The organism is Pseudoalteromonas luteoviolacea (assembly GCF_018100925.1).
Lineage (GTDB): Bacteria > Pseudomonadota > Gammaproteobacteria > Enterobacterales > Alteromonadaceae > Pseudoalteromonas > Pseudoalteromonas obscura.
Genome location: NZ_JAGJEH010000017.1, coordinates 13,568 through 34,065 on the forward strand (window position 1 = coordinate 13,568; position 20,498 = coordinate 34,065).

19 protein-coding genes are annotated in these 20,498 nt (G+C 44.6%); 15 read left to right on the top strand and 4 right to left on the bottom strand.

Annotated features, from left to right (window positions below; genetic code table 11):
* The first annotated feature begins 131 nt into the window (after window positions 1-131).
* Window positions 132-3,440: a methyl-accepting chemotaxis protein gene (locus J8M00_RS25275; RefSeq protein WP_211013165.1), complete on the top strand. Its 3,309-nt coding sequence runs from the start codon at window positions 132-134 to the stop codon at window positions 3,438-3,440.
* Window positions 3,441-3,475: 35 nt separating this feature from the next.
* On the opposite strand, the gene J8M00_RS25280 is transcribed toward J8M00_RS25275, so the two are convergent.
* Together J8M00_RS25280 and J8M00_RS25285 are read right to left on the bottom strand one after the other, a co-directional pair.
* Window positions 3,476-4,246, bottom strand: a complete 771-nt coding sequence (locus tag J8M00_RS25280; RefSeq protein ID WP_211013166.1) for a nitrilase-related carbon-nitrogen hydrolase — start codon at window positions 4,244-4,246, stop codon at window positions 3,476-3,478.
* Complete coding sequence (locus tag J8M00_RS25285) at window positions 4,234-5,373, bottom strand: methionine aminotransferase (protein ID WP_211013167.1); 1,140 nt, start codon at window positions 5,371-5,373, stop codon at window positions 4,234-4,236. The genes J8M00_RS25280 and J8M00_RS25285 overlap by 13 nt, the downstream gene beginning before the upstream one ends.
* 97 nt (window positions 5,374-5,470) lie before the next feature.
* Between J8M00_RS25285 and J8M00_RS25290 the strand changes: the two genes are divergently transcribed.
* The 3 genes from J8M00_RS25290 to J8M00_RS25300 are packed head-to-tail and all read left to right on the top strand — an operon-like array spanning window position 5,471 to window position 7,310.
* Window positions 5,471-6,088, top strand: coding sequence for a methylthioribulose 1-phosphate dehydratase (locus tag J8M00_RS25290; protein WP_211013168.1), 618 nt, complete (start codon window positions 5,471-5,473; stop codon window positions 6,086-6,088).
* Window positions 6,085-6,771, top strand: a complete 687-nt coding sequence (gene mtnC, locus J8M00_RS25295) for an acireductone synthase (RefSeq protein WP_211013169.1) — start codon at window positions 6,085-6,087, stop codon at window positions 6,769-6,771. Before J8M00_RS25290 ends, mtnC begins: the two co-directional genes overlap by 4 nt.
* A complete protein-coding gene (locus tag J8M00_RS25300) occupies window positions 6,768-7,310 on the top strand; it encodes a 1,2-dihydroxy-3-keto-5-methylthiopentene dioxygenase (RefSeq protein ID WP_211013170.1) in 543 nt (180 codons plus the stop codon). Before mtnC ends, J8M00_RS25300 begins: the two co-directional genes overlap by 4 nt.
* A 55-nt stretch (window positions 7,311-7,365) precedes the next feature.
* On the opposite strand, the gene mtnA is transcribed toward J8M00_RS25300, so the two are convergent.
* Window positions 7,366-8,373, bottom strand: coding sequence for an S-methyl-5-thioribose-1-phosphate isomerase (gene mtnA / locus J8M00_RS25305; RefSeq protein ID WP_211013171.1), 1,008 nt, complete (start codon window positions 8,371-8,373; stop codon window positions 7,366-7,368).
* Window positions 8,374-8,497: 124 nt separating this feature from the next.
* Between mtnA and mtnK the strand changes: the two genes are divergently transcribed.
* The gene (gene mtnK, locus J8M00_RS25310) at window positions 8,498-9,700 is read left to right on the top strand and encodes an S-methyl-5-thioribose kinase (protein ID WP_211013172.1); all 1,203 of its coding nucleotides are present in this window, start codon (window positions 8,498-8,500) and stop codon (window positions 9,698-9,700) included.
* Window positions 9,701-9,736: 36 nt separating this feature from the next.
* Here mtnK and J8M00_RS25315 read toward each other — a convergent pair whose 3' ends face one another.
* The gene (locus tag J8M00_RS25315; protein ID WP_432652293.1) at window positions 9,737-11,503 is read right to left on the bottom strand and encodes a DUF885 domain-containing protein; all 1,767 of its coding nucleotides are present in this window, start codon (window positions 11,501-11,503) and stop codon (window positions 9,737-9,739) included.
* Between the two features lie 310 nt (window positions 11,504-11,813).
* On the opposite strand from J8M00_RS25315, the gene J8M00_RS25320 reads away from it, so the two are divergent.
* The 10 genes from J8M00_RS25320 to J8M00_RS25365 all read left to right on the top strand — a co-directional run bounded on the left by J8M00_RS25320 (window position 11,814) and on the right by J8M00_RS25365 (window position 20,498).
* The gene (locus tag J8M00_RS25320) at window positions 11,814-12,821 is read left to right on the top strand and encodes a GGDEF domain-containing protein (protein ID WP_211013173.1); all 1,008 of its coding nucleotides are present in this window, start codon (window positions 11,814-11,816) and stop codon (window positions 12,819-12,821) included.
* Window positions 12,822-12,928: 107 nt separating this feature from the next.
* A complete protein-coding gene (gene ubiE / locus J8M00_RS25325; protein WP_023400226.1) occupies window positions 12,929-13,684 on the top strand; it encodes a bifunctional demethylmenaquinone methyltransferase/2-methoxy-6-polyprenyl-1,4-benzoquinol methylase UbiE in 756 nt (251 codons plus the stop codon).
* Between the two features lie 20 nt (window positions 13,685-13,704).
* Window positions 13,705-14,304, top strand: a complete 600-nt coding sequence (locus tag J8M00_RS25330; protein WP_211013174.1) for a ubiquinone biosynthesis accessory factor UbiJ — start codon at window positions 13,705-13,707, stop codon at window positions 14,302-14,304.
* A 16-nt stretch (window positions 14,305-14,320) separates the two neighbouring features.
* Entirely contained in the window at window positions 14,321-15,934 is a 1,614-nt protein-coding gene (ubiB, locus tag J8M00_RS25335; RefSeq protein WP_211013175.1) for a ubiquinone biosynthesis regulatory protein kinase UbiB, read from the top strand.
* A 63-nt stretch (window positions 15,935-15,997) separates the two neighbouring features.
* On the top strand, window positions 15,998-16,234 hold the full coding sequence (tatA, locus tag J8M00_RS25340) for a Sec-independent protein translocase subunit TatA (RefSeq protein WP_211013176.1): 237 nt from the start codon (window positions 15,998-16,000) through the stop codon (window positions 16,232-16,234).
* A gap of 5 nt (window positions 16,235-16,239) precedes the next feature.
* Window positions 16,240-16,557: a Sec-independent protein translocase protein TatB gene (tatB, locus tag J8M00_RS25345; protein WP_211013177.1), complete on the top strand. Its 318-nt coding sequence runs from the start codon at window positions 16,240-16,242 to the stop codon at window positions 16,555-16,557.
* Window positions 16,558-16,583: 26 nt separating this feature from the next.
* Window positions 16,584-17,330, top strand: coding sequence for a twin-arginine translocase subunit TatC (gene tatC, locus J8M00_RS25350; RefSeq protein ID WP_211013178.1), 747 nt, complete (start codon window positions 16,584-16,586; stop codon window positions 17,328-17,330).
* A complete protein-coding gene (locus J8M00_RS25355) occupies window positions 17,323-17,823 on the top strand; it encodes a type VI secretion system-associated protein TagO (protein ID WP_211013179.1) in 501 nt (166 codons plus the stop codon). Before tatC ends, J8M00_RS25355 begins: the two co-directional genes overlap by 8 nt.
* The gene (locus J8M00_RS25360) at window positions 17,824-18,615 is read left to right on the top strand and encodes a TatD family hydrolase (protein ID WP_211013180.1); all 792 of its coding nucleotides are present in this window, start codon (window positions 17,824-17,826) and stop codon (window positions 18,613-18,615) included. It abuts the gene before it with no gap.
* A complete protein-coding gene (locus tag J8M00_RS25365) occupies window positions 18,612-20,498 on the top strand; it encodes a sensor domain-containing diguanylate cyclase (protein ID WP_211013181.1) in 1,887 nt (628 codons plus the stop codon). The genes J8M00_RS25360 and J8M00_RS25365 overlap by 4 nt, the downstream gene beginning before the upstream one ends.

Sequence of the window (20,498 nt, forward strand, 5' to 3'; positions counted from 1 at the left end):
TACGTTTATTAGCCACACTTTTTGTATGGTTTATGCTGGTTGAAAACCATTGATAAACAATCAGTAGGCAGAATCATGTAGCAACACTCGCGTCGTACAAATGCCAGAATACAAGGATCGGAGGGCCACTTATGTCTCGTATTCGTCACTTCTTAAAATCTCTCGATTTAGCAAAAAAGCTGATGATCGCTTTTTTACTGGTCGCCCTCATCCCCACAGCTGTCATTATTACCTTTTCGTTGATCCAAGCTTCTAACACGATCAGCGAACAGGTATATGCACAATTGGGTGCTGTCGGGAAGGTGAAAAAACGCGCCATCGAAAGACATTTTAAAACCGTCGAGGATAAACTCCAGGCATTAGCTATCAACCCTTATCTACTTGAAGCAACACAAGATTTGCTAGATGGGTTTGATGAAATAGAATCAACCGACAGCCTACCCAATAATTTACAACGCTTTTACCAGCAAGAGTTTCTGCCTCGTTTCGAGCAGCAAACTAATAGCAAAGTCGCGCTCAACTCACTATTAGATTCATTGTCAGGACAAGGGGTGACACTGCAAACCCGCTATATTGCCGACAACCCCAACCCCATCGGAAAAAAAGACACATTAAAAGCGACTGGTCATCTCGATGCTTATGACAAAGCCCATCAACGCCATCATGAATTTTTCCGAAAGCTCACTGAAGTTTACCAACTTTACGATATCTTCATCGTGGACAACTACAGCGGCAATATTGTCTATTCTGTGTTTAAAGAAGTGGATTTTGCAACCTCGCTTAAAACAGGTCCTTATGCCAATAGTAGCATCGCCGACGTATTCACTCGGGCGCTGATTGAGCAAGATCAAATGCTGTTTGCAGACTATGAACCTTATCTACCTTCTTACAATACTCCTGCCAGTTTTGTTGCTATGCCATTGGACTTCGGGGGTATTTCCCAAGCAACTTTAATATTTCAGCTTTCTATTGATGCCCTCAATGAAATCATGAGCGAACGTCATGGACTCGGCCAAAGTGGCGAAACATATTTAGTCGGCCCAGATGGTTTAATGCGCTCAGACTCATATTTAGATCCGGTCAATCACTCAGTAGAAGCATCTTTTGCAAACCCCGCAACAGGTGCCATAGCTACTGAATCATACAAACTGGCCATGCAGGGCCAGCAAGGGCAAAAGGTCGTTATCGACTACAATGGTAACCCCGTGCTATCCGCATACAGTGATCTTCAAGTCTTTGATGTACGTTGGGCACTGCTGGCCGAAATTGATGAGGCAGAGGCCTTTTCCCCCGTTGTATCACTGCGTCAAACGATGGCAATTGTTATGGTCATCAGTATTGTGGTGATTCTTTTTACAGCACTGTGGTTTGCCAGAAGCTTATCTCGCCCTGTCCATAATCTAGTTACTACCATGCGCGCAGTGCAATCTCGCGGCGACTTTTCGCTCCGCGCCGAGGTAAGCTCTAGAGACGAAATAGGACAAAGCGCTCAAGCATTCAATTCCTTACTCGATGCGCTGCAACTATCTATATCAGAAGCCAATCGCGTTTTAAATCAAATGGCCAAAGGGAGATTCAACGATCGTATCAGCGCGCCATGCAATGGCGAGCTCAAAGAATTAAAAGATGCCACAAACGAATGCGCTGGCTGCTTAGAAACCGCATTGGGCGAGATCAACTTTGTGATGAAAGCGATGGCAAAAGGACAATTTGATCAGCAGATCGAAGCCCAGTTAAGTGGCGACTTAAACACATTAAAATCCAATATTAACCGCTCAGTTACCTCCATTGATGAAACCATGAATGACATTGTGGCCGTTATGACCTGTGTTGAGCAGGGCCAATTCAAAATGCAAGTAGAAGTCGCTGCCAGTGGCAGTCTGGCGCGGCTTAAAGATTGTGTAAATAATTCGATCCGCAGCTTAAGTGGTGCAATTGATGAACTCAGTTGTACCATGAGTGCCATTAGCAATGGGGACTTTTCCCAACGGATCACACACCCTTTATCAGGGCAATTGGCGCAGCTCAAAGTCGACACGAATCAAAGTATGGACAACCTTGAAGCCATTATTCGAGATATCGGCAACACCATGGAGGCTGTCAGCGAAGGGGATTTTAAACATACTATCTCTACCCCAGCGCATGGCCAGCTCGGGCTGCTAAAAAGTAACATAAACCTCTCTATCTCCGGTTTAGACCAAGCCATCGGAGAAATTTCATCGGTCATGATGGCAATTAGCCATGGCCGCTTTGACCGCACTATAAACTCTCCACTTAAAGGACAGTTATCGACCTTAAAAAATGATATCAATAATACCGTCAATAACCTTGATCAGGTCATCGAGGAGCTTGTCAGTGTTATGGCAGCGATGAGTGAAGGCGACTTTTCTCACAAGATAGAGTCTTCATTACAAGGGCAGCTGCTGTGCTTGAAAAAGGATGTTAACAGCTCCATTGACGCAGTTTCAGACGCAATTCACGCCGTGACAGATAGCCTCAGTGCCATTGCAAAAGGTAACTTAAACAGCCACATTCAAGGCAACTATCAAGGTGTCTTTGCCACGCTACAACAAGACGTAAACACCACCACACAAAAGCTCACCCACGTGATCGAGAGTATTCAAAGTGCCGCCAGTTTGGTTGCTCACAGTACCGAAGAAATAGCAGCCAGCAATGCGGAGATAAGTCGACGCACCGAGGAGCAAGCGGCCAACTTGGAAGAGGCCAGCGCCAGCACAGGTCACATGTTAGAAGAACTCACTCTAGTCGTACAGCAATCAGAAACCGCCGTTGAAAAGTCTCACAATGCAGAGCACATTGCCAAAGAAGGTGGCACACTTTCACAAGATACTGTACGCGCCATTGATGAAGTAAACACCGCCAGCAAAGATATTAATGAAATCGTTTCTGTCATCGACGAACTCGCCTTTCAAACGAATCTCTTGGCCTTAAACGCAGCCGTGGAAGCTGCGCGTGCAGGTGAACACGGTAGAGGCTTCGCTGTGGTTGCCAATGAAGTACGAGAACTTGCCGGGCGCAGCGCGGCTTCAGCAAAGCAAATTAAAGACATTATCAGCAACAGTAACGATAAGGTCCAACAGGGCACCACTTTGGCCAACAGCTCAGGAGAAAAGCTGGAACATATTGTTCAAGCCGTGGCCGATGTAAACGACAATATTGTCAGTATTAATCGCTCGACGTTAACTCAGAAGCAAGCAATCGAAGAAGTAGACGTGGTCGTGCAGCGACTGACAGATTTAATTCAGGAAAACTCCGCAATCACCGAAGAGACCATGTCAGCAGCAAAACGAATGGCAACTCAGGCAATGGAGATGAAAAACTTGCTGAACTACTTTACGCTGGCTGATGAACCACGCACACAGTCAAATGAAATGACAGAGCCCAATCAAGCATTGCTCGTACATCAATACAATGTTTAAACTAGGTGGAGCAGCATTGGCTGCTCCACTAACCCTTATAATCTAATCTCAAACCCATCAGCATCTAAATGCGCTGGGAATTGGCTTTTGTATTTAGCCAATTGACTTTTATCCAGTGTGACCGTCACAACGCCCATCTGATCGTCATTCACCTGCTCAATGGTCTGGCCCAAATAGTCCAGTGCTATGGTTCCCCCATTGTGGGCAATGCCATTGCCATCTGGACCTATTCGGTTTGTAGCCAATACAAAACACTGATTTTCGATAGCACGAGCACGCAACAGAGTATCCCAAGCGAAGCGCCTTGCTGATGGCCAGTTTGCAACATTTACCATCACATCATAATCGTTTTTACTGCGTTGAAAGACGGGAAACCGCAAGTCATAACACACTTGTGGCAAGAGCTTAAAACCATTGATTTCAAAAATTTTTCTTTCACTGCCTTGCGTCACATACTGGCCTTCATTGCCAAGACAAAACAAATGACGTTTATCGTATGCTTGCTGCGACCCATCAGGCCAAACCCAATAAAAGCGGTTAGCTTTCTTATCACCGTTGGGAACCAGCACTGAGCCAGCCACCACACATTGCAAACGCGCTGCAAGTTGCTGCATAAAACTCAGCGCTAGTGCAGCCTGTTCTGCGGTGGCTTGTTGCAGCGCAAAGCCAGTGGCAAAGGTTTCAGGTAACAGCAATAAATCACACCCTGTAGGTGCAGCTATCAGCTGATCAATAATGGAAAAATTTTGCTCTGGTGACAGCCAAGCAATGTCGTATTGCACCAAACTAACTGTTAAAGTTGACATAGTTTCTCCGCCGCCGCGATAAGCGTATCGGTCTCTTTTGCAAAACACAGACGAATAATTTTATCTTGCGTTGGGTTTTCATAAAATACACTTAACGGAATAGCGGCTACACCACTTTGCTCAACTAATTGCTGGCAAAATGTCACATCATCTAACGTTGAAATATCACTGTAATCTAGTAATAAAAAGTACGTGCCTTCACTGGGTAAAATGTTAAATCGACTTGGGGCGAGCGCTTGCACTAACACATCGCGTTTTTGTTGATAAAAGTCAGATAACTCATCGACATGCTCAGGCGCGTCACGCAACATTTCAGCTAGGGCAAACTGTGCCGGCGTAAAACTAGAGAAGTTGACAAACTGGTGAATTTTTCTGAACTCACTCGACAGTGCGGGCGGAGCCACGCAATAGCCCATTTTCCATCCGGTACAATGGAAGGTTTTACCGAAACTCGAGATCACAAAAGCGCGTTCAGATAACGCAGGGTCACGCAATACACTCAGGTGCGATGCGCCATCAAATGTAATATGCTCGTAAACTTCATCACTGATAAGGTATATATCATGCTGATCCAAAAGCGCTTTCAGCGAGTCTAAATCAACTTGCTTGAGTGTTTTTGCACTGGGGTTGTGTGGAGAGTTTATGATAATCGCACGGGTTTTATCGGTAACCTTACTGCTAACCAACGTCCAATCTATCGCATAATCCGGCGCATTCAATGGAATGTGTACGGTTTTACCTCCCGCCAATTCTACAGCAGGTCGATAAGAGTCATAGGCGGGATCAAAGACGATAACTTCATCACCTTCGCGAACCAGCGCTTGAATGGCAACAAACAAAGCCTCTGTTGCACCCGCTGTCACTGTTACCTGTGCGGCTGCATCAATGTCTTGGTGATATCGACGAGCAATCAATGCTGCAATCTCTTGTTGTAGCGCAGGGATACCCGGAGAGGGAGCATATTGATTGTAGCCTGCAAGTGTTTGCTCAGCCAGCGCTTGCTTTAGCTTAGTCGGAGTATCAAACTCAGGAAATCCTTGCGACAAGTTAAGGGCACCATGTGCATTGGCAAGACCCGTCATCTTAGTGAAGATACTGGTACCGACATCTGGTAATTTACTTTCCATACTGTAACTCTTTTGGTTATGGCGTAGGCGATAAAGCGATGCTATCATTGCCAAAGATAGAAGTATAGCCGTCCAAACCTCTTAAGGTAGATCGAATATGCAAACAAAGGCAGCAAAACAAGCACTGATTGACGCTGGACGCTGGGTAAGCCAACAAGGTTGGGTCCCTGCAACAGGTGGTAATTTTTCGATGAAGACAGATGATGGCTTCGTCGTCACCGCCAGTGGCTTTGACAAAGGGTACCTAACCCCTGAGCAATTTTTAGAACTAGACCAACAAGGCAATATTGTTTCGGGTGATGGTAAGCCTTCCGCTGAAACAGCTTTACACTTAAAGCTGTATGAGTTGCAACCTCAATCTGGTTGTATTTTACATACACATTCTGTTGCAGCTACAGTACTTTCGCGCTTTATACGTAGCGACAGTTTTGCGGTTACAGGTTATGAAATGCAAAAGTCTCTATCCGGTATTCACAGTCATCTGGATACGCTCTCCATCGCCATTTTTGACAATGATCAAGATATTCCTGCCTTGGCGGAACGCGTAGCCAAGCACCACCAAACACACCCCATTACCCACGGGGTCTTGATCCGTGGTCACGGCCTGTACGCGCTTGGCAACAGTATTTTTGAAACTCGCCGCCACATTGAAGGGTTAGAGTTTTTATTTGCTTGTGAGTTAGAGCGGATAAAACTAGAAGGAGCAGTAAAATGATTAAAGCCATACTCACAGATATTGAAGGCACTATTACCCGCATATCATTCGTGAAAGACATTCTTTTTCCTTATGCCGCAAAACACCTCGCCGACTTTGTCACAAGTGCGCAGCATGATGCGCAGGTAAGCGCTCAAATAGAGGCGGTCAGATCAGAGCTAAATCAACCGAATGCGAGCTTAGAAACCGTCATAGATACCTTGCTGAATTGGATTGAAGCCGATCAAAAAATCACCCCACTTAAACAACTTCAAGGCCTGATCTGGCAAAACGGCTATCAACAAGGCGACTTTACAGGCCATATCTATCCGGATGCATACACCTATTTAACCGAACAGCATCAGTCAGGAATCGTACTGTACGTCTATTCATCTGGTTCAGTCAAAGCGCAACAACTGCTTTTCGCGCATTCAGATTTTGGTGATATGCGACCGTTATTTAGCGACTATTTTGATACCCGGGTAGGCGCTAAGCAGCAAGCCCAGTCATATCACAACATCCTTCAAAGTGTCCCCTTTGCTGCACACGAAGTCCTTTTTTTAAGTGATGTAGTCGCAGAGCTTGATGCAGCGAAAGAAGCGGGAATGCAGACATTACAGTTGTGGCGCGATGGGCAAACAAAAAGTCCTGAACATGACTTCATAACCGACTTTGAGCAAATAAAAGATGAGAAACCGTCATGAGTTACTTACATATCTACCAAGAACACCAGCCAAATACGGCCACGTTTCAAAGTGACGATGTTAAACAAATTACCCAGCAACTCGCAGAAGTGGGGGTACGCTTTGAACAGTGGCAAGCAACACAAATACTGGCACTCGATGCTTTAGAAGCAGACATCATAGAGGCATACCAGCACGATATCACACGCTTAAAAGCACAGGGTGGATATCAAACTGTTGATGTGATCGCGCTGCAAAAAGGTAATCCGAATGCAGCACAATTACGCGAGAAATTTCTTTTTGAGCACACCCACAGCGAAGATGAAGTGCGCTTTTTTGTCGCAGGACAAGGTTTATTTTGCCTACATATTCAAGACAAAGTGTATCAAGTGCTGTGTCAACAAGGCGACTTGATCTCCGTGCCACAAAACACCCCACATTGGTTTGATATGGGCAGCGATCCTGAGTTTACGGCCATTCGTCTGTTCAATAATACCGAAGGCTGGGTTGCCAAAGAAACGGGGTCGAACATTGCAAAACAATTTCCAATGTTAGACTAAGAGCCAATCTCAAAGTGACACACAGGGCAAACATCACCCGCTGTGTCACTTCACATTACAGCGCTGAAAACGCCGGTCTGGTGTACACACCACTATCGAATACCCAGCCAGTTACCAGCTTTGCCGGTGTCACATCAAAAGCAGGATTATAAACATCAGCTTGCTTGGGTGCCCACTGACAGTCACCAAAACTGCCACTCACACCTGTCACTTCAAGTGCACTGCGCTGCTCTATTTCAATGTCTTGTCCACTGGCACACAGTGGATCGAAAGTCGTTTTTGGCGCCACCACATAAAAAGGTATCTGATGAAAATGTGCTAACACAGCTAGGTTATACGTGCCAACCTTATTTGCAAAATCACCATTTGCCGCCACCCTATCCGCACCGACAAATATTTTGTCCACCTTGCCAGCAGCCATCAAAGAAGCTGCCATGCTGTCGCACAATAAAGTGTACGGGATCTGCCAGCGAGCAAGCTCATACGCAGTCAACCGCCCACCTTGTAATAAAGGGCGCGTTTCATCTACCCAGACATGAATATTGCCATGGCGCTGTGCTGCTTGATAAATCACGCCAAGTGCAGTGCCAATTCCCGCTGTAGCCAGTGCTCCTGTATTACAGTGGGTTAATATATTATCCCCGGCATTGACTAGCTCAACACCATGCTCCGCAATACGTTTACACAGCGCAATATCTTCTTCAAATAATTGTTCAGCGACGGCAACAACCGACTCAACATATCGCTCATCGTTTACGACCGCTCTCAACCTATCCATACAGTGTTTGAGATTCACCGCCGTTGGACGCGTAGCTTCTAAATCATCTATCGCCTGACCTAATTCTTGCTGTGATCCGCCCTGCTCAGCCAGATATGCCACCAATAACGTTGCCGCTAGGCCAATTAAAGGCGCGCCTCGTACTTGAAGGTTATTGATCAGACCCTGCATCTCACTGACAGTTTGACATACATGCCAAACCTCTTGATGCGGCAATAAATATTGGTCAAGCACCTGCACTTTACCATCTTGATATTTCAAACTTTGAGCGATTAGGTCTTTCATTTTGTTTAAAGGATAGGCAGTTATTGTTGTTACTCATTCTACATAAAGATCTAAAGATGTATAGACATCTAAACATTTAAAAATATAGAATGCCAAAAGTTACTTTAATTTTTGGTGAATAACAGTGAGCAAATACGTTGCCTTTAATAACGACACCGCCTTAAGTTACGTCCAAGAACTGGGGCAATTCTTTCCTACAGACTCGGTGCTTTCATGCTACGAGTTTGGCGATGGGAATCTCAATTTGGTGTTCCGTATCCAAGATACAAACCAGCGAAGTATCATTTTGAAGCAAGCCCTGCCCTATGCACGTTGTGTCGGTGAAAGTTGGCCTCTCACCCTAGATAGAGCCAGGATTGAAGCAAGTGTTTTGCAAAAGCATGGTAAGGTCTGCCCAGCGTTAACAGTAAAGGTGCTCCACCACGATAGCGAACTGGCAGTGACTATTTTGGAAGATCTCAGCGATTTGGCTATTTTGCGTGGTGAGCTTAATCAGGGGCAAACATTTCGCCAGCTAGGCTCAGATGTCGCAACTTACCTTGCAAGAACGAGCTTTTACCACTCAGACTTTTATTTATCACCAGCAGATAAAAAAGCCTTGGTACAAGAGTTCACCAACCCAGAGCTTTGCTCTATCACTGAAGATTTATTTTTCGACGATCCCTACCGAGTACATGAGCGCAATAACTTTCCAGCAGAATTAACGGAACAAGTTCACCTACTGCGACAAAACAGCACATTGCTGGTCAATATCGCTCGATTGAAAAGCAAATTCTTTTCTTCGCCTCAGACATTGCTGCATGGCGACGTTCATACCGGAAGTATCTTTGTGTCGCAAAACCAAACCAAGTTTATTGATCCTGAGTTTGGTTTTTTTGGGCCAATTGGTTTTGACCTAGGTTCCTTTATCGGAAACTTATTACTCAATTACTGTGCGCACAATGGTCGTGTTGCCGAGGCACCCAAACGTCGTGATTTACACACCTACTTACTCAATACCATCTCTACTTGCCTACAAGTATTTGAGCAACAGTGGTTAGCACTGGCGAAAGAAGAAAGCCGCGATTTAGCGTTGCAAGCACCCGGTTTCAGCGAGCAATTTTTACAAGAAGTCCTGCAAGACGCTATGGGCTATTGTGGGACAGAGCTTATCCGCCGTACCATCGGATTGGCGCATGTTGCTGATATTGATGAAATCGAAGCTACTGACAAGCGCTTAGCGGTTCAAAAACAAACTCTGTTGTTGGGGGAGCAATTAATCCTCAATGCAAAAAGCTGTCGCTCTACTGATGATTTTTATCAGCTCATTATCAGCTTTGTCCACTAATAAAAAAGCCGCCCAATGGCGGCCTTTTCACCGAGATTATTTTTGCAGTTGCGCCTGTTCAATATACTTGGCAATTTGTGCTTCAAGAACAAACAGGGGCACTGAACCATTTTTCAAGATTTGATGATGGAACTCGCGGATTTCAAACCGCTCACCTAGCGCTTGCTCTGCTTCAGCTCTAAGACGTCTAATTGTCAATTCACCCACCTTGTATGACAGGGCTTGACCAGGCCAAGAAATATAGCGATCAGTTTCTGTTTTCACGTTATGTAGCGACAATGCCGTGTTATCTTGCATGAACTGCATCGCTTGCTCACGACTCCAGCCAAACATATGCATTCCCGTATCGACAACCAAACGGGCTGCACGCCACATCTCATAGGTTAACCGACCAAAGTCACTGTAGGGATCTTGATAAAACCCGGCTTCAATACCGAGATACTCTGAATAAAGTCCCCACCCCTCACCAAATGCCGAAATATATTCACTTCGATATTCGGGTAATTGGGTTAACTCGTCATTCATGGAAATTTGTAAATGGTGCCCTGGCACGCCTTCATGAAGGGTCAACGCTTCTAATACATACAGAGGCCTTTTATCCAGTGCATAAGTATTTACCCAATAATAACCCGCGTCCGTTTCCGTTGATGGGCTGAGATAGCGACCCGTGGTGTACTTAGGTGCTAAGCTGTCTGGCACTGGCGCAACCCCATATGGCACCCGCGGCAACGTCGATGTATAGAAGAACTTTGGTAACTGCGCATCCATCTTTTTCGCGATAAATGAAGCTTCTTTTAACAGCTCCTCAGGTGTCTTGGCATAAAATTGTGGATCTGTACGTAAAAATTCGACAAATTCCGCAAAAGTGCCTTCAAAACCGACCTTTTCGATGATTTTGTCCATTTCAGTACGAATGCGCTTCACTTCTTGCAGCCCCAGCTCATGGATCTGCTTGGGTGTCATAGACGTTGTGGTGAAATGCTTAGCGCGATTTATATAAAATGCCTTGCCATTTGGAGAGGTAGACCAAGCAATATCATCCTTCGCAGCAGGTCGATACTCATCGACGAAAAAGTCATAGTAGGACTGATAAGCTGGATTTGCATATTGGAGAATGGCCGCTTTTGCTTGCTGCTGCAGTTGCTTAAATTCGGCATCAGGCAAACCCGCTTGGTTAACTTTAAATGGCGCATAAAATGGTGAACGCTCAACATCATCCACTGCTATATAAGCTGTTATAGAAGACTCAAACCCTTTCAACACCACTTTAGGTTGGGTTAAACCTATTTTCATACCTTCTCGCATCCATGCCATTTGCTGAGAAAAGTACCTTGGCAATTGTTTGATGCGTTCAATCAACAGCTGATAACCAAGTGCAGTGGTAAAGTCATGTTCTCTGATCTTAAACATCAGCGACGTGTGAAATCCAGATTCAGATAACAGCGGTACATAGTGGTGTTTAAAGTGATACAAATCGACTTTATTTTGTACCTGTGCCCGTAAAATCGCAAAGTTGATCTGATTTTCAGTACTTAGCTGAGACTCATCAATTGCATCGAACTGTGCTAGCAAAGCCAACCTGCGCTGATTTCTGTTGGCCAAGCCTTGTGCTGACATATCTTCCAGCAAAAATTCCGCGTCCAGCGACGTAATGGCAGAGCTATCTATCTCGGCACGAAACGCCATTACCTGTTCGGACAATGCCACAAAGGTTTGATCTGGGCTAGATGATGTCGTCTGACACGCTGACAGACTTAATGCCAGTGCAATGGCACTGAGTGGTTTAACAATGGCGTTCAACACAGGGGTTCCTTAACGTTCGCTGGGATAGCGCACCATAACGAAGGCTCCTATCTCGATGCAAGTATATTCGACCAAAGATCAGCAAATGCACTCACCAAAATCTCTCTACAGGGAGGATAGTATAAAGTTGTTGATAAAATCGCCTAAAGAACATAAACGGGTAACTTTTTACCGTTTAATAGGCAAATTTTACTTTCAAAAAGTCGCATTTACGATTAATGTAGCGGGGCTTCAGATAGGATGAAATCATGACTTGTGCCGAAGGACATTAAGGCTTAAAAAATAACTTTAATGTGTGGTGTATAAGTAGATGACGTTCCATGATCCAATGGCAATAGCCCAAGAAAAGATGACCAAAGTATGTCATTTTTTGGAGCTACATTCTCTACCGCCAACACCACTCAATTATCAAGTGGCCTATACCTTTATCAGTCGTAGCAATGAACCTCTCACCTCTCGTTTGGAGCGGGATCTACGCAACAGCACCACCATCGACACGGTATATATAGAGCAGCTATATTTCGAATTTATATACACCGAGCATCAAGAAGAACTCGCGGTACTCAAAGAAGTTGATAATGTCATTGATGAGCTATCCACATCCTCGGCGCGCGCTCAGCATAATATTTCGCAATTTACACAAAATATTCGCAAGTACACCAGCGAACTAGATACTCAAGATATCGCGAAAAGTAAACAAGTACTCGGTGAATTTGCCAATCAAACGGAACGTTTTCTCGAACAGCAACAGCGTTTCAAAAACGGCTTACAAAAAGCCAGAGCTTCGCAAAACCAGCAGTACATAGCACTCAATAGAATTCGAAAACAACGTTTGATCGACCCACATACAGGCTTGTATAAACGACACTATCTCAATCAAAAGACGCAGCTTTGGTTAGATCAAGATAAAACCTTGTGTGCTATTTCTATTCAAGTAGATAACCTCAGCGATTTTACAGCTAGGTTTGGGGATATGATTGGTGAAACTGTTTTGCAACGCGTTGCGAACAAAATCAAAAAATATGTCTTAGAAAGTGGCGTACCCGGGCGTACAGGTAAGCAAGAGTTCACCATTTTACTTGCAGATATTGAGCCCGAAACAGCCAAGGTCATTGCGGCTAAAATCCGCAAAGGCGTTGAAAAGCTAAAATTTATCAGCAATAAAGGCAATGTACAATTTCCAGAAGTCCAACTGGCAATTGGAATTGCAAAAAGGCAAGCTGAACGCGATTTTAATGAATTGGCCGGCCAAGCATCGTACGCAGCTCAAAAGGCACATGCTTTGGGCCGTGACTGCTATATTTCAGGCGCCATCTAAGCACTCTTTTTCTATAAAAATTTTGCGATTAGCTGCCACTATAAATTGCACCTAAGTGTCGCTATCAAGTACACTATACCCATCTAAACTGTGTCACCAAGGCCAACATGAAAGAAGAAAATCGCGATACCACACACTTTGGTTATAAAACTGTAGAGTCCAATCAAAAAGAGTCACTGGTTGCAGATGTTTTTCACTCTGTCGCAGCTAAATACGACATCATGAATGACTTTTTATCGTTTGGAATACACCGTCTATGGAAACGTCAAACCATTGCTTGCTCTGGTGTGCGCAAAGGCCATCGTGTGTTAGATCTTGCCGGTGGTACAGGTGATTTAACGGCCAAGTTTAGCCAATTAGTTGGCGATACAGGCCAAGTGATTCTGGGTGATATCAATGACTCAATGTTGAAAGTTGGCCGTGACAAACTGCGTGATCTAGGTTTAGTTAACAACATTGAATATGTGCAAATGAATGCTCAAGCGTTGCCTTTTCCAGATAACAGTCTCGACGTTATCACCATCGCCTTTGGACTGCGCAACGTAACAGATAAAGACGAAGCGCTGCGCTCGATGTATCGAGTACTCAAACCGGGTGGACGCCTGTTGGTTTTAGAGTTTTCAAAAACCGAGAGCGAAGCACTGTCAAAGCTATATGATTTCTATTCATTCAACATCCTGCCAAACGTTGGTAAGCTGGTCGCCAATGACAGCGAGTCTTACCGCTATTTGGCGGAATCAATTCGTATGCACCCGGACCAAGAAACCTTAAAAAGTATGATGGAAGATGCTGGTTTTGAACAAACTAGCTATCAAAACTTCACCGGCGGCATCGTTGCGCTGCATAGAGGATTCAAATACTAAAGGTTAGTAAGGATAAGTTTATGTGGGTTTCTGTTTTGACGGCTGTTGCCGAGCAAGCTGTTAATCGTCTTTTAACGCTTGAACCAAATCTTGCCAGCGATCTGCAAAGTACAGCACACAAAGTACTTGCTTTGACGCTAACTGACTTAAACTTATCCTGTGCTCTGCACTACAACGGCAAACATTGTTTTGTCTATGGTAATTACCACGACAGTGCAGATTGTCATATTACCACCTCTCTTGATTGCTTGGGTGAATTAAAGGACCCCAGTCAACTGACCCGTTTGATCCGCTCCGGTAAGCTAGACTTAGAAGGCGACCTTCACCTTGCACAGTCCTACAGTAAAGCGTTTGCCAATTTAAACATCGATTGGGCAGAACACCTGTCTCGTTATCTTGGTGATGCCGGCGCAGAGCATTTGGTGAGTAGCGTCAAACAGTGTGCTAACAGCGCACAACTACATTCAAAGTCTTGGCAACAGGTGGTAACTCAGCTCTGTCAGGATGAATTAAATGTGACTGTCCACCCTATGGAATTACAACAATTTAAAGCTCAAACCAGAGCGCTTTCATCGCAACTGGCTGCGCTTGAACAACGCATTAATGCACTAACTGACTGACTTTAAGGAGCTGGAATTGTCCATCGCTCGCCTATATCAAATTGGTAAAACATTTCTAAACTACGGCCTAGATGAACTGCTACCTCAGCAACTACACCCTTGGTATGCAAAGCTCCTTAGAAAAAGCTTATTTTGGCTGCCAAACAAGCATCAAGATAAGTCGGCAGGCGCGCGGTTACGTCTTGCACTTCAAACTCTAGGGCCTGTATGGGTCAAATTTGGCCAAATGCTGTCAACGCGACGAGATCTATTACCTCACGACATGGCTCAAGAGTTAGCACAATTGCAAGATAACGTAGAGCCTTTTGATGGCGGTGAAGCACAAAAACTCATCGAGCAAGCGTTAGACCTAACCCATATCAGCACCTTGTTCGAACATTTCGAACAGCAACCACTGGCATCCGCATCCATTGCACAGGTACACACAGCGCAATTACAAACCGAACATGGCCTAAAAGATGTGGTGGTCAAAGTGATCCGTCCTGACATTGAAAAGCAAATATTGGCCGATCTTTCGTTAATGGAGCAATTTGCCAAAATTCTTGCTTGGCTCGTCAGTGAAGGGCGCAGGCTTCGCCCTGTTGAAGTTGTTCGTGAATACCGTAAAACACTGCTGGACGAACTTGATTTAATGCGCGAAGGGGCCAATGCCATTCAACTTAGACGCAACTTTGAAGGCTCGGAGGCACTGTATATTCCAGAAGTGTATAGTGAGTTTTCACGCCAAAATGTTTTAGTGATGGAGCGCATCTATGGTATTCCTGTATCTGATACCGATACTCTAGAAGCGCAAGGCACTGACATGAAACTGCTCGCTGAACGCGGTGTCGAAGTCTTTTTTACCCAAGTTTTCCGCGATAGCTTTTTTCACGCAGATATGCACCCAGGCAATATTTTTGTCTCGTATGAACACCCGGATAATCCACAATATATTGGTATTGACTGCGGTATCGTCGGCACCCTAAATCGCGAAGATAAGCGCTACTTGGCTGAAAACTTCATTGCCTTTTTCAACCGCGACTATCGCCAGGTTGCCCAGCTGCATGTCGATTCGGGCTGGGTTCCAGCTGATACCTGCGTAGAAGAATTTGAATTTGCCATTCGCACTGTGTGCGAGCCAATATTTAACAAACCGCTTGCCGAAATTTCGTTTGGTCATGTGCTCGTTAATCTATTTAATACTGCACGACGTTTTAACATGGAGGTTCAACCGCAATTAGTGCTACTGCAAAAAACGCTGTTATACGTTGAGGGGCTGGGCCGTCAGCTATACCCTCAACTGGACCTGTGGAAAACAGCCAAACCGTTTTTAGAGCATTGGGTTAAAGAGCAAGTGGGACCAATGGCGGTCGCGAAAAAGTTGTATCAAAACCTGCCTTTTTGGGCTGAAAAAATGCCCGAACTGCCAGATTTGATCTATCAAAACCTCAAACGCCAACACCACCGCCCTCAAGTAGCTTCACCAAGCTTCAATAAACAAACAATGCAGAGCATTTTACTCGGCATGGCGGCATCGACCTTTGCAATTATTGCCGGGCTTTGTTTTATCGCCGAACTCAGCGGCGCAAGCCTTGGTAGTGCTGTGTTGGCAAGCTTGCTATTTGTTTGCGCTTGGCGTAAAACAGGGTGATATTTTATACGCTAGGCGTATAATCAATTCAGTAAATACAAATAACACATAAATGGAGTCGTTATGGGATTAGGTGGAATCAGTATTTGGCAATTGTTGATTGTCCTTGCAATCATTGTTTTGCTTTTTGGCACGAAAAAATTACGCGGTATGGGTGGTGATCTCGGAAACGCAGTGAAAGGCTTTAAAAAAGCAATGTCTGATGAAGACAGTAAAGAAGCGGATAAACCAAAAGACGCGATCCAAAGCCAAACACAAACTAAATCTGCTAGCACCGAAACAGATAAAGAAAAGGTATAATTTACATGGGCATGTGGGAGCTCGTCGTCATTTTGATTGTCGGTTTAGTGGTGCTGGGGCCGGAACGCTTACCCGTGGCCATTCGAACAGTCAGTCGCTGGATACGTACCGTAAAATCAGTCGCTAACTCTGTAAAAGCTGAGGTGAATGAAGAACTCAGAGTTCATGAACTTCATGCCAATTTGAAAAAAGCTGAGCAACAAAACATGAATGACTTAGCACCGGAGTTACAGGAGTCCGTTGACGAACTCAAAAAGGCGGCAGAGTCTGTGCGCCACAGTTACCAGAGTGACTCCACAAAACAAACATCGAAGAAAGACTAGCCCCGTCAGAAGTAACAGGAATCCCCATGTCAGAATCGGAGAACAGTGGTTTTATAGGTCACCTCATTGAGCTGAGGGACCGAATTATCAAAGCCCTGCTTAGCGTATTGGTTATCTTTTTATCTTTGGTTTATTTTGCCAACGATATCTATGCTTTTGTTGCCAACCCACTGGTATTGAGCTTACCAGAAAATGCCACAATGATAGCAACCGACGTGACAGCGCCGTTTTTTGCCCCTTTCAAACTCACTTTGTTTGTCTCTTTGTTTTTGGCGATACCCTTTATCTTGCATCAAGTCTGGGGGTTTTTAGCGCCGGGGTTATACCAACATGAAAAGCGCATGTTAATGCCGATATTGCTCTCTAGTATCGTGCTTTTTTATGCTGGAATTGCATTCTGTTACTTCGTTGTTATGCCAATTATTTTAGGCTTTTTTACCGCCGTTGGCCCAACAATGATGACACTGTCCCCAGATATTAGTAGTTACCTCGCTTTTATTCTGAAACTCTTTTTCGCTTTTGGCATTGCATTTGAAATTCCGGTCGCCATCATGTTGCTATGTTGGAGCGGTGTGACAACAACTCAAAGTTTAAGAGATAAACGTCCTTATATTGTCGTCGGCGTATTTGTCGTGGCAATGTTTTTGACACCGCCAGATGTACTGTCACAAACCTTACTTGCCGTGCCAATGCTATTATTATTTGAAATGGGCATTATACTCGCGGGTATATACAGCAAAAAATCTCAGCAACAGGAAATGAATAATGAATAATTGGTTTGCCTTAATGACCTTGTGTGCCTCTATTGCAGCGCATGCCCATGAGACGATTGATGCAAACCTAACAGCTTGCCAAAGTATTCAGCAAGATCAACAGCGACTGCAATGCTATGACCAAGCTATGAATCAATATCAGAGCAGACAAGTTGTCAAAAATAACCAAGCGAACACCGCGTTACCACACCAACATAACGCAGTAGAACAAACAAATTCTCACCAGCCAGAGCGCTTTGGTTTAGAAAATAAAATCACACAGCAAAAAGACTACGTAGACAACATCACTGCAAAAGTTACCCAGGTGAACAAATCAGCGCATGGAGTACGCACATTTGAATTGTCAAATCAGCAAGTTTGGAAACAAATCGGCAGCGATGCGTTTTTTGCGAAACAAGGTGACTCTGTCACCATCAAACGAGGCTCGTTTAGCTCCTTTCTAATGAGTAAATCGGGTTCTAGCCGGACAATTCGCGTAAAAAGAATAAAATAAATGCACACAATGATCGACGCAGGGGTCAATTTAACCAGTGCGCAATTTGATAAAGATCGCGCCGACGTCATTCAAAGAGCCAAAGACGCAAAAATCAATAACATGCTCCTAATTGGCTGTGATTTAATCACGAGCCAAGAAAGTCTCGATTTGGCAAAAACTCACCAATTTGTGAGTACGGCGGGGATCCATCCACACGATGCGAAAGACGCTCCAGAAGATTATATAGCACAAATAACCCAGCTTGCACGTGCACCACAGGTAGTAGCCATTGGCGAATGTGGCCTCGACTTTAACCGTGATTTTTCACCACGTGACCAACAAGAAAAGATCTGTCGAGCCCAATTGGCGCTTGCACAGCAATTAAATATGCCAGCATACCTTCATGAGCGCGATGCCCATGAGCGCATGCGTGCTTTGCTCTTGGAACATCGCATCAAAGGGGTGCTGCACTGTTTTACAGGTGACCGCCAAGCGCTGAAGTTTTATCTCGATTATGGCTTGATGATCGGTGTGACTGGATGGGTATGCGACGAAAGACGAGGCCAGCAATTACGTGAATTGATTCAATATATTCCCAGTGATAGGCTGTTAATTGAAACTGATGCCCCGTATTTATTACCACGTACGCTGTCGCCTAAACCCAAATCTAGACGCAATGAGCCAGCTTATTTGCACGCTGTTGCCGAGCAAATCGCTTTACTAAAAAACACCGATGTCGATACCATTGCAGCCCATAGCCGTGATAACTTCAATGCGCTGTTTATGGCGCAAAAACAGAGTGCTCAATGATGAAGGTATGGTTACTGTTAGGTCTTCTTTTGAATGTTTATCAGGCGTTTGCCAGCATCGAGTTTAATCCCGAGACACAAGCGAACACCTACAAACTCCATGCTCAATTTATGCATGAAGCCTCAATGCCTTTCAGCTATACAGTAACCACAATTGACAATATTCAAGACTTACTCAACAGCCGTCCCAATTGGCAATATCATGATTCTGGGGCGCTTAACTTAGGCGAAGTCGAACAACAAGTATGGCTCAAAATAGTTCTTCGAAATGATAGCCTTATAGAATTGCCACTGCTGCTCAGCGTGAATAATAACCTACTGGACAATATCACGGCTTATATCATGCAGCCGAACCATGCCATATTGACGCTAGATCTGGGTGACAGTAGGCCCTTGATGCAACGCCCAATTAAGCACGAAGCACAGTTGATCCCCCTTGAGCTCCTCGGCAAGCGCCAGACAACGCTCTACCTCAAAGTCAAACACCATGGCGCCCTCAATATCCCACTCAGTTTGTGGCACCCGGTGGAATACTTAAAGTATAAAAGTAAGTTTAATCTTATTTACGGTATTTTAGCTGGTTTCTTGCTGGCAATGATCGCGACAAACTTTACCATGTACAGCTTTACACGCCGCAAGTACTTCCTTCATGGCACTTTGTTGCTCTCTAGTGTATGGCTGTTGTTGGTGCATTTGTATGGCTTTGGCTATAGGTACCTGTATGCAGACTGGCAATGGATGCAACAATACGGGCAAAGCATTCTAGTTCTCCTGTCAACATTAGCTATTATTCCTATTTTACGCAGCCGAATATTGCCGATTAGCACAGCTCCCAATGTAGATAGCTGGTTAAAATACCTGCTCGCGGGAGGCCTTGTTATCACTTTGTTGTGCACATTTTTACCCATCACCATGGCGCTAAAAGTGGCTTATGCCTTTGCCATCACCTCGGTAGTATACTTTTTTGTGATCACCATCAAGTCGCCGTTACAAAAACTCAGTCAAAGAATACCTGCGGTAACTGTTTACCTAAGCTTGATGATATCTTTATGCTATCAATTTGGTTTTGAGCTAGGACTCCTTTCGGGCGCATTGCTTGAACGTCCAGTTACCTATGTGTGTTCACTCTTTGTGTGTATCTATATTAGTTATGCGTTGGCAAAGCAATACATTTTCGAACGTGAAAGCCATATCAAACAACAAGAGCAAAAATTGGCTAAAACACGTGCGGAAGATGCGCTTCTTAAAGAAAAACTGATGATCCATGAACAGGCACAACAAGACCTCGAAAGCAGTATTGATGAGCGCACATTTGAGCTTCAAGTCACACTGCGTGAATTGGAAGAAAAGAACCGAGAGCTTGAACGGCTCAATATGGAAGATCCATTAACCAAAGTGAAAAACCGCCGTTATTTCGATAAACGCCTAATGATGGAAGTCAGACGCTCTCGCCGAGAACAAACCACTTTAAGTGTGATTATGCTCGATATTGACCACTTTAAGCGAGTTAACGATGTATACGGTCACTTGGCTGGGGATCAAACCATTTGTGCCTTTGCCAATACCATTCAACAGCATTTGAAACGACCTCATGATGAAGTCTTTCGTTATGGCGGTGAAGAGTTTGTGATTTTATTACCGAATACTGATGCAACTGGCGCACAAGAGCTTGCTGAAAAAATTCGTCAGGCAACAGCAACTTGCACAGTCACTATTGCAGATCAAAGTATTCAGTTTACAGCCAGCGCGGGTCTTTACAGCGCCATCGCACAAGATACACAAAACCCGACCCTATTCACTGATTTCGCTGACAAAGCACTTTACGAAGCTAAACAACAAGGGCGCAATCAAGTTTGTATTTATCAACATAAGCAGGAGACTTAA